The organism is Pseudomonas sp. HD6515 (genome assembly GCF_024971855.1).
Taxonomy (GTDB): domain Bacteria; phylum Pseudomonadota; class Gammaproteobacteria; order Pseudomonadales; family Pseudomonadaceae; genus Aquipseudomonas; species Aquipseudomonas alloputida.
Genome location: NZ_CP079827.1, coordinates 1,785,679 through 1,801,710 on the forward strand (window position 1 = coordinate 1,785,679; position 16,032 = coordinate 1,801,710).

13 protein-coding genes and 3 pseudogenes are annotated in these 16,032 nt (G+C 61.3%); 6 read left to right on the forward strand and 10 right to left on the reverse strand.

Going from position 1 to position 16,032, the window contains the following annotated elements:
* Positions 1 to 11: 11 nt before the first annotated feature.
* Positions 12 to 1,544, reverse strand: a complete 1,533-nt coding sequence (locus KW568_RS08390; protein WP_004577110.1) for an NCS1 family nucleobase:cation symporter-1 — start codon at positions 1,542 to 1,544, stop codon at positions 12 to 14.
* Positions 1,545 to 2,040: 496 nt separating this feature from the next.
* Positions 2,041 to 2,478, reverse strand: a complete 438-nt coding sequence (locus tag KW568_RS08395) for an Lrp/AsnC family transcriptional regulator (protein ID WP_003254357.1) — start codon at positions 2,476 to 2,478, stop codon at positions 2,041 to 2,043.
* A 133-nt stretch (positions 2,479 to 2,611) separates the two neighbouring features.
* Here KW568_RS08395 and KW568_RS08400 point away from each other — a divergent pair, with 133 nt between their 5' ends.
* Together KW568_RS08400 and KW568_RS08405 are read left to right on the forward strand one after the other, a co-directional pair.
* A complete protein-coding gene (locus tag KW568_RS08400) occupies positions 2,612 to 3,535 on the forward strand; it encodes a DMT family transporter (RefSeq protein WP_004577109.1) in 924 nt (307 codons plus the stop codon).
* A gap of 31 nt (positions 3,536 to 3,566) precedes the next feature.
* Positions 3,567 to 4,493, forward strand: a complete 927-nt coding sequence (locus KW568_RS08405) for a class I SAM-dependent methyltransferase (RefSeq protein ID WP_409077985.1) — start codon at positions 3,567 to 3,569, stop codon at positions 4,491 to 4,493.
* Between the two features lie 58 nt (positions 4,494 to 4,551).
* Here KW568_RS08405 and KW568_RS08410 read toward each other — a convergent pair.
* Positions 4,552 to 5,354, reverse strand: a pseudogene (locus KW568_RS08410) (mechanosensitive ion channel family protein); the annotation flags it as partial.
* A 67-nt stretch (positions 5,355 to 5,421) separates the two neighbouring features.
* Here KW568_RS08410 and KW568_RS08415 point away from each other — a divergent pair.
* The 3 genes and pseudogenes from KW568_RS08415 to KW568_RS08425 form a co-directional block, all read left to right on the forward strand.
* Positions 5,422 to 5,589, forward strand: a pseudogene (locus tag KW568_RS08415) (class I SAM-dependent methyltransferase); the annotation flags it as partial.
* Between the two features lie 195 nt (positions 5,590 to 5,784).
* Complete coding sequence (locus tag KW568_RS08420) at positions 5,785 to 7,296, forward strand: MFS transporter (protein ID WP_004577104.1); 1,512 nt, start codon at positions 5,785 to 5,787, stop codon at positions 7,294 to 7,296.
* Between the two features lie 86 nt (positions 7,297 to 7,382).
* Positions 7,383 to 7,676, forward strand: coding sequence for a hypothetical protein (locus KW568_RS08425; protein WP_004577103.1), 294 nt, complete (start codon positions 7,383 to 7,385; stop codon positions 7,674 to 7,676).
* 202 nt (positions 7,677 to 7,878) lie between these two features.
* Here the strand turns inward: KW568_RS08425 and KW568_RS08430 are convergent, their stop codons facing one another.
* The 3 genes and pseudogenes from KW568_RS08430 to KW568_RS08440 all read right to left on the reverse strand — a co-directional run.
* On the reverse strand, positions 7,879 to 8,877 hold the full coding sequence (locus tag KW568_RS08430; protein WP_004577102.1) for a sulfate ABC transporter substrate-binding protein: 999 nt from the start codon (positions 8,875 to 8,877) through the stop codon (positions 7,879 to 7,881).
* Positions 8,878 to 9,086: 209 nt separating this feature from the next.
* Positions 9,087 to 9,908, reverse strand: coding sequence for an ion transporter (locus tag KW568_RS08435; protein WP_003254352.1), 822 nt, complete (start codon positions 9,906 to 9,908; stop codon positions 9,087 to 9,089).
* A 194-nt stretch (positions 9,909 to 10,102) separates the two neighbouring features.
* A pseudogene (locus tag KW568_RS08440) lies at positions 10,103 to 10,219 on the reverse strand (ion transporter); the annotation flags it as partial.
* Positions 10,220 to 10,358: 139 nt separating this feature from the next.
* Here KW568_RS08440 and KW568_RS31080 point away from each other — a divergent pair.
* Entirely contained in the window at positions 10,359 to 11,060 is a 702-nt protein-coding gene (locus tag KW568_RS31080) for an RHS repeat-associated core domain-containing protein (RefSeq protein ID WP_004577100.1), read from the forward strand.
* A gap of 26 nt (positions 11,061 to 11,086) precedes the next feature.
* On the opposite strand, the gene KW568_RS08450 is transcribed toward KW568_RS31080, so the two are convergent.
* The 4 genes from KW568_RS08450 to KW568_RS08465 all read right to left on the reverse strand — a co-directional run bounded on the left by KW568_RS08450 (position 11,087) and on the right by KW568_RS08465 (position 15,989).
* Positions 11,087 to 11,962, reverse strand: coding sequence for an urea transporter (locus KW568_RS08450; RefSeq protein ID WP_004577099.1), 876 nt, complete (start codon positions 11,960 to 11,962; stop codon positions 11,087 to 11,089).
* A 206-nt stretch (positions 11,963 to 12,168) separates the two neighbouring features.
* Positions 12,169 to 13,584: a pyruvate kinase gene (gene pyk / locus KW568_RS08455; protein ID WP_003254349.1), complete on the reverse strand. Its 1,416-nt coding sequence runs from the start codon at positions 13,582 to 13,584 to the stop codon at positions 12,169 to 12,171.
* Positions 13,581 to 14,855, reverse strand: a complete 1,275-nt coding sequence (locus tag KW568_RS08460) for a glycerate kinase (protein ID WP_003254348.1) — start codon at positions 14,853 to 14,855, stop codon at positions 13,581 to 13,583. Before KW568_RS08460 ends, pyk begins: the two co-directional genes overlap by 4 nt.
* 240 nt (positions 14,856 to 15,095) lie before the next feature.
* Positions 15,096 to 15,989 carry a 2-hydroxy-3-oxopropionate reductase gene (locus KW568_RS08465; RefSeq protein WP_003254347.1) on the reverse strand — a complete coding sequence of 298 codons (894 nt, stop codon included), beginning with the start codon at positions 15,987 to 15,989 and terminating at the stop codon, positions 15,096 to 15,098.
* Positions 15,990 to 16,032: the final 43 nt, after the last annotated feature.

A 16,032-nucleotide genomic window follows, 5' to 3' on the forward strand; every position in this document is an offset into this window, starting at 1 on the left:
GTCCTCCTTGATTAATGGCCGCTGTGGTCGACGGCGATGCACTCGCCGCTGACGTCGTGGTAGTGGCGGTTACGTGGCGCGATCAGCAGGTACAGGGCGGCGGCGATGCCGGCACCGATCAGCCAGGAGAACGGCGCGATACCCTGGAAGTTGGGCACCAGGGCCAGCACGATGGCCAGCAGTGCGGCCGGCACGAAGGCGGCAACGGCGCGCAGGTTGATGCCCTTGCTGTAGTGATAGGCACCGGCCGGGTGCTCGGTATACAGCTCTGGCACGTTGATGCAGCCTTTGCGCAGCAACCAGTAGTCGGACATGATCACGCCGTACAGCGGGCCGAGCAGGGCGCCCAGGCCCGACAGGAAGTACACGATCACCAGCGGGCTGTTGTACAGGTTCCACGGCAGGATCAGCACCGCCAGGGTGGCACTGATCAGCCCGGCACGGCGGAAGTTCAGGTGGCGCGGCGCCAGGTTGCTGAGTACGAAGGCCGGGGCGACGAAGTTGGCCATGATGTTCACCGCCACGGTGACGATCAGGAAGGCCAGGCAGCCGAGCACCAGGAATGGCGTGCTGGGTATGGCGGCGACGATCTGCGTAGGGCTGTCGATGATGTGGCCGTTGATCTGGAATTGCGCGCCGCACAGCACCACGGTGATCACGGCGAACACCAGGATGTTCACCGGCAGGCCCCAGAAGTTGCCGACGCGGATGGTCTTGCGGCAAGGCGAGGAGCGGGCGAAGTCACAGAAGTTCAGCACCAGGGTGCCGTAGATCGCCAGCCACAGTGCGCCGCCGGCAAAGATGTTGCGCCACATCTCGTAGCCGGTCAGCGGGGTAGCCACCGACCAGGCAATGCGCGCGTCGGCCTTGAAGTACATGAACACCGCCAGGGCGGCGACGGTCAGCAGGATCACAGGCCCGGCAAAGGCCTCGTAACGGCGCACCATCTCCATGCCGTAGGCCAGGATCACCAGCTGCACCAGCCAGATCGACACGAAACACACCCAGCCCAGGCTCGACAGGCCGAGGATGCTGTCGTGGTCGTAGGCTGCCAGTTGCGGCCACACGGCGGTGAGCAGCACCCGCAGCACCACCGATGCCAGGTAGGTCTGGATGCCGAACCAGGCGATGGCGATGATGGCACGGATCAGCGCCGGGATCTGCGCGCCGTGGATGCCGAAGGCAATGCGGCTGATGACCGGGAACGGTACCCCGGTTTTCTGCCCCATGTAACCCGACAGGTTCATGAAGAAGTACACCAGTGCCGCGCCGATGGCCAGCGACAACAGAATTTGCCAGCCGCCCAGGCCGAGGGCGAACAAGCCCATGGCGAACGAATAGTTGGCGATATTGTGCACATCGTTGGTCCACAGCGCGAAGATGCTGTAGCCGCCCCAGCGACGGCCTTCCATACGCGTGGGCGCCAGGTCGCGGTTATGCAGGCGCGGGCTGAGAACAAGGTTCGGCTGGTGGCCGGCAAGCGTGGACGCGGGGTGTGTGCTGGCGACGGATAGTTCAGGGGCAAGGTCGAGGCTGCTACTCATTCCGGCGGGCTCCTGATGCACATGGACTGCGATGAGCGGGCATGCGCACGGGCTCGCCATCTCGTCGGTGCAGCGTTGGCATCACAGGGTTGTGGGCGCGGCGGCCGACATTGGGTCGGCGTCGCGGATTCTTGTGTATCTATGTTTTGTTTAAGTTGTATACAAAACACGAACACACAAAAGCGAGTTCCATGCCAAGGGAAGAGCAGGTTTCATCAGGCGATCATTTCGAACTTATCTTGTTAAAAGGTAAGTTAATGAAATACAGAGAATATAAGTTGACCAAATGAACAAGTTATATTTTTTGAAAGATTGATTAGTTGATCATTTGGTCAAAATAACGGGTGGAAAGTGTGTAACGAATTGGGGCGCCACTGAAGAAAGTGCACACAAAAATGGCACCTATGGTTACGTTTTTGTGTACAAAAAATAGTCAGCTTTTCCTGTGCTGGCCTCTTCGCGGGCACGCCTGCGAAGAGGCCAGCACAGGAGCCAATCAATCCATTGGCGGCAACCGCCGCTTGACCGGGGTCTTCTTGATGATCGCGGTATTGGTCTCGGCCAGCACATTCATGAGGTCGAGCAGGGTGTCCAGCTGCTCCATCGAGCGCACATGCAGTCGGGCGACGAAGCAGTCTTCGCCAATGACCTTGTCGCATTCGGTGAACTCAGGGATGGCAATGATCTGGCGCTCCACCTCCTGCAGCTTCCCCGGTAGCGGACGGATGCGCACGATCGCCTGCAACTGGTAGCCAAAGGCGCGCGGGTCGACCTCCACGGTATAGCCGCGCAGCACGCCACGCTCTTCCAGCCGGCGCAGGCGCTCGCTGACGCTGGGTGCGGACAGCCCGCTGACCTGCGCCAGCGCCTTGAGCGAGCGGCGCGAGTCCTCCATCAGTGCGTTGATCAATAATTGGTCGATGGCATCGGTCATACCCACCTCATCAGGTGATTCGTGTTATTTGCCTTGATAGTAAAGGCAGGTTGGCGAAAATGCCTTGGTTATCCGCTGGATGGCCAGGCTGCCGCCTTTGCATACTGTGGCCATCATCAACGGGAGGTTTGAGATGGACAGTTCATTGCGCCGTGGCTCGCTGGAAATGGTCGCTGCCATGCTGATTTCCGGGACCATTGGCTGGTTCGTGCTGGTGTCCGACCAGCCGGTGCTGGATGTGGTGTTCTGGCGCTGCGTGTTCGGTGCCGTGACCTTGCTGGCGATTTGCGCCGCGTTTGGCTTTCTGCGCCCGGGGGTGATCAGCCGCACGGCATTTTTGCTGGCGATAGCCAGCGGGGTGGCCATTGTCGGCAACTGGCTGCTGTTGTTCGCTTCATACGCACGGGCGTCGATTGCCATCGGCACGGCGGTGTACAACGTGCAGCCGTTCATGCTGGTGGGGCTGGCGGCGCTGTTTCTGGGCGAAAAGATCACCTTGGCCAAGGTGACCTGGCTGAGTGTGGCGTTCCTCGGCATGCTGGCCATTGTCAGTGCCCATGGCGCTGGGCAAAGTGATGGCGAGGACTATCTGCTGGGGATTGCCCTGGCGCTGGGGGCGGCGTTTCTGTATGCGATCGCGGCCTTGATCATCAAGCGCCTGAGTGGCACGCCCCCGCACCTGATTGCGTTGATTCAGGTAACCACGGGTGTGTTGCTGCTGGCGCCATGGGTCACGCTTGGCGGGTTGCCGGTTGAAGTGCCGGCGTTGGCCAGCTTGTTGACACTGGGCATGGTGCACACCGGCCTGATGTATGTGCTGTTGTACAGCGCCATCCAGCGTTTGCCCACGGCGTTGACCGGTGCGCTGTCGTTCATTTACCCGATTGCGGCAATTCTGGTGGACTGGGTGGCGTTCGGGCACCGCCTGGCGCCGCTGCAGTGGCTGGGGGTGGGGTTGATCCTGCTGGCGGCGGCGGGGATGCAGCAGGGGTGGTGGTTCCGCTCGGCGCGGCATCCTGTAGGCGCGGGTTTACCCGCGAAGAGGCCCGCAAGGTAGAATGCCGCTTTTTGCCAGCCTGCGATCCGCCATGACCTCGCCCATCGACACCCTTGAGCAACACCTGCTTGCCGCCCTTGACCCCGCACCACGGGAAACCCGCCGCTTGTTTCACGGACGCGGCCGCTGCTGGCAGGGCCTGGAGCAGGTCACCGTCGACTGGCTGCAGGGCGTGCTGTCGGTCGCTTTGTTCCGTGAGCGGGCCGAAGGCCAGCTCGCCGAACTGGAAGCCATGCTGCGCAGCTTGGCCGAGCGCCCGCAGTGGACGGGTCAGGCAGTCATCATCCAGCACCGCTACCTGCCCGACAGCCCGGGCCAGTGGCTGCTGGGTGAGCCGTGCCAGCAACGCGAAGTGATCGAGGACGGCCTGACCTACCTGCTGGACTTGGGCGTGCGGCAAAACAATGGCCTGTTCCTCGACATGCGCTATGGCCGCCGTTGGGTGCGCGAGCAGGCGGCGGGCAAGCGCGTGCTGAACCTGTTCGCTTATACCTGCGGCTTTTCCGTGGCAGCGATTGCCGGTGGCGCTGAGCAGGTGGTGAACCTGGACATGGCCAAATCGGCCCTGTCGCGGGGCCGGGACAACCATCGCCTCAATGGCCACGATGCATCACGGGTGGCGTACCTGGGGCATGAACTGTTCAAGTCGTGGGGCAAGGTGCGCAAGTACGGGCCTTATGACCTGATCATCATCGACCCGCCAACCTTCCAGCGTGGCAGCTTTGTGCTGACCCAGGATTACGCAAAGATCCTGCGGCGTTTGCCTGAGTTGTTGAGCGAAGGCGGGACGGTGCTGGCGTGTGTCAACGACCCGGGGATCGGGCCTGAGTTTCTGATTGAACGCATGGCAGAGCAGGCGCCTTCGTTGGCTTATGTCGAACGCCTGGAAAACCCGCCGGAGTTTCCGGACGTTGACCCGGCTGGCGGGCTGAAGGCCTTGGTATTCCGTCAGGTTTGATGCTGCCCTTGCTGGAAGCTTCGCGGGCGAGCCCGCGAAAGGGCCGGTGCAGGCGAATTCAAGCCCCCAGGGCCTGCAGCGGCAGCGGGTACACCTGGGCAAAGCGGTCCACTCCGGATACCTGTAACGGCCCTTGCAGGTTGATGCGCAGCAGCGGGTCTTCGCTGATCGACTTGCCCACCTCATGGATCAGCGCGAGTGACGCATCCACATCACTGTCGTAAGTGAACTGCACCGAGAAGAACGCATAGGCGAACTGCCGCGACTGGTTGGTAACCGCCTTGATCTGGCCAAACGGCACCGAGTGCACGAAGCCTTTGCCATCGCGCAGCCGCTACGGATCGTCAGGCTTTCGACTGTACCGGTATGGCCGGAATCGAGCACTACCCAGTCGCCGATGGAAATGGAATCCTCGATGAGGATGAACAACCCGGTAATCACATCGTGCACCAGGTGCTGCGAGCCGAAGCCGATGGCCAGGCTGATCACCCCGGCACCGGCCAGGAACGGCGTGACGTTGGTGCCCAGGTTGGCCATGGTGGTGATGGTGTAGATGACGATCAGGACCACTTTGATCGCATTGTGCAGCATCGGCAGGATGGTCCGCACCCGGGTGCTCGGCTGACGCGCGCTGCGGCGGCCGACGGGGGGCTTGAGTGCTTCCTGGATGGCCGTATCGAGTACCACCCACAGCAGCCAGGTGACCAGCAGGATCAAGCCAATGCTCGACAGCGAGTTGCTGATCGCCTGGCCCAGGCTGTTGCTCAGGGCGAAATCGACCACCGAGAAGCCCCAGATGCGCCCCAGCAGCTCGATGAAGGTGACGGCCATGGCGATGCGCAGTAGCGCGTGGGCGAGGCTGCGCATCCCTTGTAGGAGCCGAGGTGAACGGCACGCTGTTGTCCGGCAGGCGGGTTACCAGTTGTTCGGCACCTTACTGGCCTGTGCCAACGACCCAGGCATCGGGCTGCAGTTCCTTATCGAAGAGTTGTCCTTGCATGCCCCGGCGCTGGTGTTTGCCGAGCGGCTGGCGAGTCCGCCAATTTTTCGGATGCGGGCGTGGAGGAGCACTCAAGGTGATGAAGTTCTATTTTAAATACGTCATTATTCATCCGTTAATGTAGGATTTATCTTACGGATATGATTTATTTATATTCATTGTGTGGGGGTTAATTGTTTTGACAATTTTTAATATTTGCAATGAAATTGGCCGTCTACTAGGATCCGAGTTCCTATTTGGATGCGGCGCCGACAATCAGTGATCGGCTTGATCAAGGCAGGGAGAATGCCAATGTTCAACACTTACCAGCGATGGCTCGTATTGGCCGTCCTGTCCTTCGCCTTGCTATTGGTTGCGATCGACATGACGGTCCTTTACATCGCCTTGCCCACACTTACCCATGCGCTCGGGGCATCTACCTCCGATAAGCTGTGGATCATCAACATGTATCCCCTGGTCGTCGCCGGCCTGTTGCTGGGTGCTGGCACCTTGGGTGATCGCATCGGGCACCAGCGATTGTTCGTGATCGGCCTTATGCTGTTCGGTGCGGCGTCGCTTCTGGCTGCATTCGCGCCATCTTCCGCGCTGCTAATCCTGGCTAGGGGCGCGCTGGGCGTCGGTGCGGCGGCCATGATGCCGGCCACGCTGGCGATCATCAGCCTGACCTTCGAGGATGAGCGTGAGCGTGGTTTTGCCATCGGCGTCTGGACGGCCGTGGCTTCCGGTGGTGCAGCGATTGGTCCGCTGATAGGGGGGGCGCTGCTTGAGCATTTCTGGTGGGGTTCCGTGTTTCTGATCAACGTGCCCATCGTGCTGGTGGCCCTGGTGTTGTCCTTGCTGCTGATCAGGAACACGCAACAGGCCAACGCCGGGCCATGGGACTTGCTTGGCTCCCTTCAGGCGATGGTAGGGCTCATCAGCCTGGCGTACCTGATCAAGGAATTCGCCAAGCCCGAGCCCTCGCTGGTGGCGGCGCTGGGGGCGTTGGCCATCTGCGCGGGCTTCGGCTGGATGTTCGTGCGCGGGCAGCGCAAGCGTGGTTTTCCGTTGATCGACGTGCAGATTTTCCGCAGCCCCGCGTTCTCCTCTGCGGTCATCGCCAGCCTGGCCGCGGCCGGCTGCCTGATGGGCATCAACCTGGTACTGAGCCAGCGCCTGCAACTGGTTGTCGGGCTATCCCCGCTCGAGACCGGCCTTTATTTCCTGCCCCTTTCCGTGGGAGCGATCGTGGCCGGTCCGTTAAGCGGCTGGTTGCTGCCCAAGGTTCGTTGTGATCGGTTCCTGGTGCTCGCACTGTTGATCTACGCCGGTGCCATTGGCCTGTTCATGTACAGTTTCAGCCAGTCGGTCGCCCTGCAACTGCTGCTGCTGTTCGTCATGGGTGCTTGCGTAGGGGCGAGTATGACCGGGGCGTCCACCACCATCATGGCCAGCGCGCCGCCGGAGCGAGCGGGGATGGCCGCTTCGGCCGAGGAAATTTCCTACGAGCTGGGAGGAGGGTTGGGCATCGCCTTCATGGGTAGCCTGATGTCGGTGGTGTACAGCCGCTCGCTGGTCGTGCCCGAGCAGGCCGCCGACGCGGCGCGCCTGCAGGACGGGATCGACAGCGCGCTGACCGCTGCCGCGCAAATGCCCGCCCCGCTGGGGCAGGAAATCGCTGTGAATGCGCGATTGGCGTTCGACCAAGCGGTGTCCTCGGTAATGATGGCCACCGTGGGGGTACTCGTGGTCATCGCACTGTTGGTGTTTGTGAACTTTCGAAGGTATTCGACAGTTTCTGCCGAACAGCAAGTTTCTTCTTAATTTAGTCAAATAATGCTCGGCCCGGAACTGTTCAGTTGAATGGTTTCGGGTCTGGATTTGTGCTGCTTTAAATTTGGAGAGGAGGCATGCGCCTATTATTGGGGCAATTGTATGATCAGCGTGCGGCCTTGCATCTGGAACAGCGTTATGTCGGCGAAGTCCTGATACCGCAGGAGCATCTTTGTGCTCATCATCTGCGTGAGGCCGTGCGGTTTGTCGTGAGGAAGTATCCGGCACTTCGTGGCTGTTTCACGCGCAGCGAAGGCGAATGGCGCATGGACTTTGTTGCCGTTGACGCGTTTCCCGTGGACCAGGCATTGAATGTAGTTGCCGCCGCCCCCGGGGTGTTGCCTGGTGCACAGGTTCAGGCCAGCGTCTAAGCACTGCTCACGACCTTTCCTTTGACGGTTTTGCTCAATAGCCGCGCTTTAATCTCTAATGTGGTGTTTCAGAGAGAGGGCTTTTGACAGGCGCATAAAAAATCCGATGCTCGTTTCCAAGCATCGGATTTTGCGGCCTACAGGCTAAAGGTCAATGAGTCTGTCTTAACTGACTGGCATTAGGCCAGATGCCCCCTTATGGCTATTGGTTGGTATAGATTTGGTCAAAAACCCCACCGTCATTGAAGTGGGTCTTCTGCACGGTACGCCAGTCACCGAAGGTTTTCTCCACCGACAGGAAGTCCACTTTCGGGAAGCGGTCGGTGTACTTGGCCAGTACCGTTGCATCACGCGGGCGCAGGTAGTTGTTGGCGGCGATCTCCTGGGCTGCGGGTGACCACAGGTACTTCAGGTATTCCTCGGCCACGGCCTGGGTGCCTTTCCTGTCCACTACCTTGTCGACCACCGTCACCGGTGGCTCGGCTTCGGCCGATACGCTTGGGTAGACCACTTCGAACTGGTCGCGGCCGAACTCGCGGGCGATCATCTCGGCTTCGTTCTCGAAGGTGACCAGCACGTCACCGATCTGGTTGGTCATGAACGTGGTGGTGGCGGCACGGCCACCGGTGTCCAGCACGGGTGCCTGTTTGAACAGCTTGCCGACGAAATCGCGGGCTTTGCTTTCATCGCCGCCTTGCTTGAGTACGTAGCCCCAGGCCGACAGGTAGGTATAGCGGCCATTACCCGAGGTTTTCGGGTTGGGCACGATCACCTGCACACCGTCCTTGAGCAGGTCGGGCCAGTCTTTGAGGGCTTTCGGGTTGCCCTTGCGCACGATGAACACAGTGGCCGAGGTGAACGGCGCGCTGTTGTTCGGCAGGCGGGTTACCCAGTTGTCGGGCACCAGCTTGCCATTGTCGGCCAGGGCGTTGATGTCGGTGGCCATGTTCATGGTGATGACATCGGCCGGCAGGCCATCGATCACTGCACGGGCCTGCTTGCTCGAGCCGCCGAAGGACATCTGCACGTTGACCTTCTCGTTGTGCTCGGCTTCCCAGTGCTTCTGGAAGGCCGGGTTGTAGTCCTTGTAGAAGTCGCGCATCACGTCGTAGGAAACGTTGAGCAGGGTGGGGGCGGCCTGGGCGAGGTTGCCCAGGGCCAGGCCTGCGGCGAGCAGCGAGGCGGTGAAGAGTTTTTTCACGTTGCTTCCTTGTTCTTGAAGGGTGTTGGGGCAGATTGCCAGCGACTATAGCGGGTGGGTTTATACGGGTTAAAGAACAAAAAATGCTTTGGTTATGCTTCTGCCTGTGCCGGCCTCTTCGCGGGTGAACCCGCTCCTACAGGGACCGCGCACGGTCCGGGCCTGTTGTAGGGGCGGGCTCACCCGCGAAGAGGCCGGCGCAGGCGCTGTCACGCTTTGGGAAACAACCCATTCCCACAGCGAGAACAGAACGCCGCCCCATGCTCGTGGGTCTTCTTGTGGCAGGTCGGGCAATCATGCTGCAGCTGCTCCCCTCGCATGGCATTGGCCAGCTCGGCGGTGAAGATGCCGGTCGGCACGGCAATGATCGAGTAACCGGTAATCATCACCAGCGACGACAGCACCTGCCCCAGCGGGGTCTTCGGCACGATGTCGCCAAAGCCCACGGTGGTCAGGGTAACGATGGCCCAGTAGATGCCTTTGGGGATGCTGGTAAAACCATGCTCAGGCCCTTCGATCACGTACATCAGCGTGCCGAACACTGTCACCAGCGTCGATACCGTCACCAGGAACACGATGATCTTCTGCTTGCTGCCGCGTAGCGCCTCCATCAGGTAATGGGCCTGCTTGAGGTACGGGCTGAGCTTGAGTACACGGAAGATCCGCAGCATCCGGATGACCCGGATGATGAGCAGGTACTGGGCGTCGCTGTAGTACAGCGCGAGGATCCCCGGCACGATCGCCAGTAAATCGACCAGGCCGTAGAAACTGAAGGCATAGCGCAGCGGCTTGGGCGAGCAGTACAGGCGGGTGATGTATTCGGCCAGGAAGATCGCGGTAAAGCCCCACTCGATGCCGGCCAGCAGGCCGGCGTAGCCTTGGTGCACCTCGTCGATGCTGTCGAGGATCACCGTGACCAGGCTGGCCAGGATGATCAGCAGGAGGATCTTGTCGAAGCGGCGACCGGCTACGGTGTCGGTCTGGAAGACCATGATGTAGAGGCGTTCGCGCAGGGATTGCGGGGTAGACATGGGCTTAGGTTCCGCGATCTGGAAAAGGCAAGCCTAGAGGGTCTGGGTGGATGACGGGAAGAGGGGATGGTCTACCTGACAAAACTGATAGTTTTCCGCTGCTGCGGTAGGAACCATCATGGGCATCAGATTGACTGAAAAGGAGCGAGCAGGGGCTGAGCTTGAGTACAGATGGCGGCCAGTAAGCCGGCTTAGCTCTGGTGCACTTCGTCGATGCTATCGAGGATCACCGTGACCAGGCTGGCCAGGATGATCAACAGCACGATCTTGTCGAAGCGGCGACCGGCTAGGGTGTCGGTATGGAAGACCATGATGTAGGGGGGCCGAAGGCAAAGCGGAAAGCCTAGAGGGTCTTTGCCCAAGGCTGCAACGAATGAACTGTTAAAATTGCTAGTTCTCCGGATCGGATTGGCTGGGGCAGAATCCCGTAGGGTCAGGGGGGAGGCGAGCATGAAACTGCAGAATGGACAGTTACCCGAGCAAATTGCTGTTGAGCGTGCTCAGACGAAGTGGATACGGTCATACGCAGCTTATGGGTATTCACTGAATTGGCCGATTCCTTCATTGGGTTTCAATGGCGAACGGCACGATGGCATCTTGCAAGCCTATGCGCTGGGCAATGGTCACCGATTTTATAGCCCCATTTTTATGCGTTTTTACAGCCCGGATGGTTTAAGCCCTTTTGGGAATGGTGGGCTGAATGCTTACTGTTATTGTGAGGGTGATCCGATAAACAGCTCTGACCCGTCAGGTCAGATGAAAAGTGTGAAAACTGGGCTAACTGCTGAGTTTAAGCGCTTTGGCATACCGAAAATTTTCAAAAGGGGAGTGAAGAATCATTTCGAGAACAGCTCTGAAGCTTACAGCTTGGGTATTGGTAGTGCTGGATACGAAATTTCCAGAGGTGAGGATGGTCGGTATACGGTGGTCAAGGTTGATGGTTTGGGCGCTACTCGGAAACACTTGGAGCGCTCTCAAGCAGACAACGTTCTCCTTCAAAAACAGAATCAAGTGCTGCAGAGCAGGCTAAATGAGCAGCTAGCGCTACGCTCTCTTCCAAAGCCTCTTCGTCCTCTACCTCCGTCTCCGCCCCCGCGCCCGCCAAAGGGTATTTCCTCGGCACCCGATCCAGCTCCCATTAGGCTGCCATAGGCGGAGTGGATATCTGCGCCCCCCCGTTAGTTCGGTAATCGATGTGAGCTGTCTTTCTGTGTCCTGTGACCTAGGTGATCAGCTACATGCATCAGCCAGCAGGCGGCGACAAAGGGCGCGGTCAGGCCGGGCACAGGCATCAGCTTGAACAGCGGTTGCAGCAGCAAGGCCAAGGCAATCGCCAGCAGGGTCACCCAGGGTTTTTCACCTCGCCTGCTGAAGGCCAGTGCCGCCAGGGCTGCGTTGAAACCGTATAGCCCCAACCAGGCAGCTTGCGGTTGATCGGCGAGCAACGCCACGCCGCCACCAATGGCCGAACCGATTACAGCCCACATCGCCGCATAGGGATTGGCAATGAACATGCCGACGATGATCAGCAGCCCGGCCAAGGGTTGATCAAGCAGGAAGATCTGGCCCACGCCGCGGGCCAACGCGTACAGCGGGTCAGCTTCGACGAAGCCGCTGGGCGAGGGGCTGACGACTAGCAGTGTGCCCCAGCCCAGCAGCACGAATGGCGCGGTGTAGGCGACCAGCAACTTGCCGCCGCGCTTGCGCCACTGGTGGGTGATGATGCTGGACAGGCCGCCGGCGGCGATGATCAGGGGGGGCAATATGACCGACCAGGGCAGCACGGCGCTGATCAGGATGCCGATCAGCACGCCGTTGTAGCAGTACAGCCCGGCCTGGCGGTCGGCACGGTCATAGCCGCGTGCCTGGGCGGTGAGCAGGCCGGCCAGGGCGCCAAGCAGCGCGCCGCCGACCAGGTTGGGCGCCGTCAGCAGGATGGCCAGCAGGCAGCACAGGCCGCACAGGGGGTTGCGCAGCAGCAGCACTTGGCTGAAGCCGTTGAGTAACGCCGTGGCCCAGTCGGGGCACGGGTTGACGAAATTTTTGGTGTACATGGGGCAGTCAGTGAGGTTGATGGGGGAGCGGTGGGCCTCTTTGGGCCTCGGTTTTCCGCGGTCGGGTAGAGCGGTATTCAGGGAGGGCTTTGCCCTCCAATCGCGACACAAGGCCGCCCCCACAGGGATCGCATTCCCTTGTGCCAGCGTGGCCCTGTGGGAGCGGCCTTGTGTCGCGAAAGGGGCGCAACGCGCCCCCGGCAATCTCAGATCAAAGTCTCGATCCGCAGTGTGTTAGTCGTACCCGGCTTGCCGAAAGGCACGCCAGCGGTGATCAGCAGCGTGTCGCCACGGCTGGCCATGCCTTGCGCCTGGGCAATCTCCAGGGCGGTGGAAACCACCTCGTCGACCTGACGCAGGCGGTCGTTGACCACCGAATGCACACCCCAGGCCACGCTCAGGCGGCGCGCGGTGTTTAGGTTCGGCGTCAGGTTGAGGATCGGTGCCCGTGGCCGTTCACGTGCCGCGCGCAGGGTCGAGGCACCCGACTCGCTGTAGTTGACCAGCACCGCCACTGGCAGGATGCCGCTGATGCGGCGGATCGCGCAGCTGATGGCGTCCGACACGGTGGCCTCGGCTTTTGGCCGGCCGACGTCGAGCTGGGCCTGGTAGTCCGGGCCGTTCTCCACCTGGCGGATGATCTTGCTCATCATCTGCACAGCTTCCAGCGGGTAGTCGCCCGAGGCCGTCTCGGCCGACAGCATCACAGCGTCGGCACCTTCAGCCACGGCGTTGGCCACGTCAGTGACTTCGGCACGGGTTGGCGCTGGCGAGAAACGCATCGACTCGAGCATCTGCGTGGCCACCACCACGGGTTTGCCCAGCTGGCGGCAGGTGCCGATGATGCGCTTCTGGATCTGCGGCACGCTCTCGGCCGGTACTTCCACGCCCAGGTCACCACGGGCCACCATGATCGCGTCTGCCAGCTCGGCGATGGCTTGCAGTTGTTCGACGGCCGATGGTTTCTCGATCTTGGCCATCAGGTAGGCGCGGTCGCCAATCAGCTGGCGCGCTTCGACGATGTCCTCAGGGCGCTGCACGAACGACAGGGCGACCCAGTCCACACCCAGCTCCAGGCCAAAGGCCAGGTCGCGGCGGTCTTTTTCGGTGAGTGGGGAGAGGTCGAGCACCGCTTGCGGTACGTTGACGCCCTTACGGTCGGAAAGCTCGCCACCGTTCAGCACCTCGGTGTCAATCGCGTCGCTGTGCTTGGCGGTCACGCGCAGGCGCAGTTTGCCGTCGTCCAGCAGCAGGTCCATGCCGGGCTCGAGGGCGGCGATGATTTCGGGGTGCGGCAGGTTGACCCGGCGGCTGTCGCCCGGGGTTTTGTCCAGGTCCAGGCGCAGGGCCTGCCCGCGTTGCAACTGCACTTTGCCTTCGGCGAAGCGGCCAACGCGCAGCTTCGGCCCTTGCAGGTCCATGAGGATGCCCAGCGGGTAGTTCAGTTGCTGCTCGACTTCGCGGATCCACTGGTAGCGCAGGGCGTGGTCGGCATGCTCGCCATGGCTGAAGTTGAGGCGAAAGATGTTCACCCCGGCTTCGACCAGCTGGCGGATATCGTCGATGCCGTTGATCGCAGGGCCAAGGGTGGCGAGGATCTTAACTTTTTTATCAGGCGTCATGATTGGGCAGTCTCGAGGATCAGGATGGCGCGGAAGTCGTTGACGTTGGTGCGGGTCGGTTCGGTGACGATCAGCGCATCCAGTGCGGCGAAGTAGCCGTAGCCGTTGTTGTTGTCCAGCTCGTCGCTGGCCGACAGGCCCAAGGCTTCGGCGCTGGCGTAGCTGGCCGGGGTCATGAAGGCACCGGCGTTTTCTTCCGAGCCATCGATGCCGTCGGTGTCACCGGCCAGGGCGTACACGCCCGGCAGGCCTTTCAGGCTTTCGGTGAGGCTGAGCAGGAACTCGGCGTTGCGCCCGCCACGGCCATTGCCGCGCACGGTCACGGTGGTTTCGCCACCCGACAGGATCACGCAGGGCGCTTTGAGCGGCTGGCCGTGCTGAACGATTTGCCGGGCGATACCGGCATGCACCTTGGCCACTTCGCGCGATTCACCTTCCAGGTCGCCGAGGATCAGCGGGCTGAAACCGGCCTGACGGGCTTTGACCGCGGCGGCCTCGAGCGACTGCTGGGGTTTGGCGATCAACTGGAAGTGGCTGCGGGCCAGGGCCGGGTCATCGGCCTTGACGGTTTCCGAGGCCGGGTTGTTCAGCCAGTCGATGACCGCTTTGGGCGCTTCGATGTTGTAGCGTTTGAGGATGGCCAGGGCGTCGGCCGAGGTGCTCGGGTCGGCCACGGTGGGGCCGGAAGCGATGACCGTGGCGAGGTCGCCCGGTACATCGGAAATGGCATAGGTGTAGACCGTGGCCGGCCAGCAGGCCTTGGCCAGGCGCCCGCCCTTGATCGCCGAGAGGTGCTTGCGCACGCAGTTCATCTCGCCGATGGTGGCGCCGGATTTCAGCAGCGCCTTGTTGATCTGCTGCTTGTCGGCCAGGGTCAGGCCTTCGGCAGGCAGGGCCAGCAGCGCCGAGCCACCGCCAGACAGCAGGAAGATGACGCGGTCTTCTTCGTTGAGGTTGCTGACCAGTTCCAGCACGCGCTTGGCCACAGCCAGGCCGGCAGCGTCCGGGACCGGGTGGGCGGCTTCGACCACCTCGATCTTCTGGCAGTTGGCGCCGTGGCCGTAACGGGTCACGACCAGGCCGGAGACTTCGCCCTGCCAGCTTTTCTCGACCACTTCGGCCATGGCAGCTGCGGCCTTGCCGGCGCCGATGACGATAACCCGGCCGCTGCGATCGGCGGGCAGGTAGGGTTCGAGGACTTGACGGGGGTGGGCGGCGGCGATGGCTGTGTCGAACAGTTCGCGGAGAAGTTTTTGCGGATCGACCGACATGGCAGGCTCCCAATTATTGTTGTTCTGCAGAATCAAAAACGCCCCTGGAACTGCCTCCGTGCAGGCCGAACCAGGGGCGGGTGTTGCTCGATGCCACCATTGGGCCTGTGGTCGCAGGTTCAACGGCGTTGGCTTCTTCGCGGACAAGCCCCGCTCCTACATGCACAGCTCTGAGCGATTGTGCGGTCTTTGGTAGGAGCGGGTTTACCCGCGAAGAGGCCAGTGAAGGCTAAAAACGACTTATTTGTCGTCGCGGATCGAGAAGTTGGCCATGTGCTCCAGGCCTTTGATCAGCGCCGAGTGGTCCCAGTTGCCGCCGCCCAGTGCCTGGCAGGTGTTGAACACTTGCTGGGCATTGGAGGTGTTGGGCAGGTTGATGCCCAGTTCCTTGGCGCCTTGCAGGGCCAGGTTCAGGTCCTTCTGGTGCAGGTTGATGCGGAAGCCTGGGTCGAAGGTGCCCTTGATCATGCGCTCGGCGTGCACTTCGAGGATTTTCGACGAAGCAAAGCCGCCCATCAGTGCTTCACGCACCTTGGCAGGGTCGGCGCCGTTCTTGGCGGCGAACAGCAGGGCTTCGGCCACGGCCTGGATGTTCAGGGCGACAATGATCTGGTTGGCGACCTTGGCGGTCTGGCCGTCACCGTTGCCACCGACCCGGGTAATGTTCTTGCCCATGGCTTCGAACAGCGGCAGGGTGCGCTCGAAGGCTTTCGGGCAGCCACCGACCATGATGCTCAGGGTCGCGGCCTTGGCGCCGACTTCACCACCGGACACTGGGGCGTCCAGGTAGGCGGCACCGGTAGCCTTGATTTTTTCGGCGAAGGCTTTGGTAGCGGTAGGGGAGATCGAGCTCATGTCGATCACCACCTTGTTCGGGCCAACGCCTTCGGCCACGCCGTTTTCACCGAACAGGACGCTTTCGACCTGCGGGGTGTCGGGAACCATGACGATGATGAATTCGGCTTCCTGGGCAACTTCTTTCGGGTTGGCCAGGGCCACGGCACCGGCGGCGATCAGGTCGGCTGGCGCGGCGTCGTGGTGGGTGGAAACGAAGATGCTGTGACCTGCTTTTTGCAGGTTCTGGGCCATGGGCTTGCCCATGATGCCGGTGCCGATGAAACCGATTTTAGCCATGAGAGATTACCTCGTTGTATTTGTTGAATCTCGATGGAGCAGG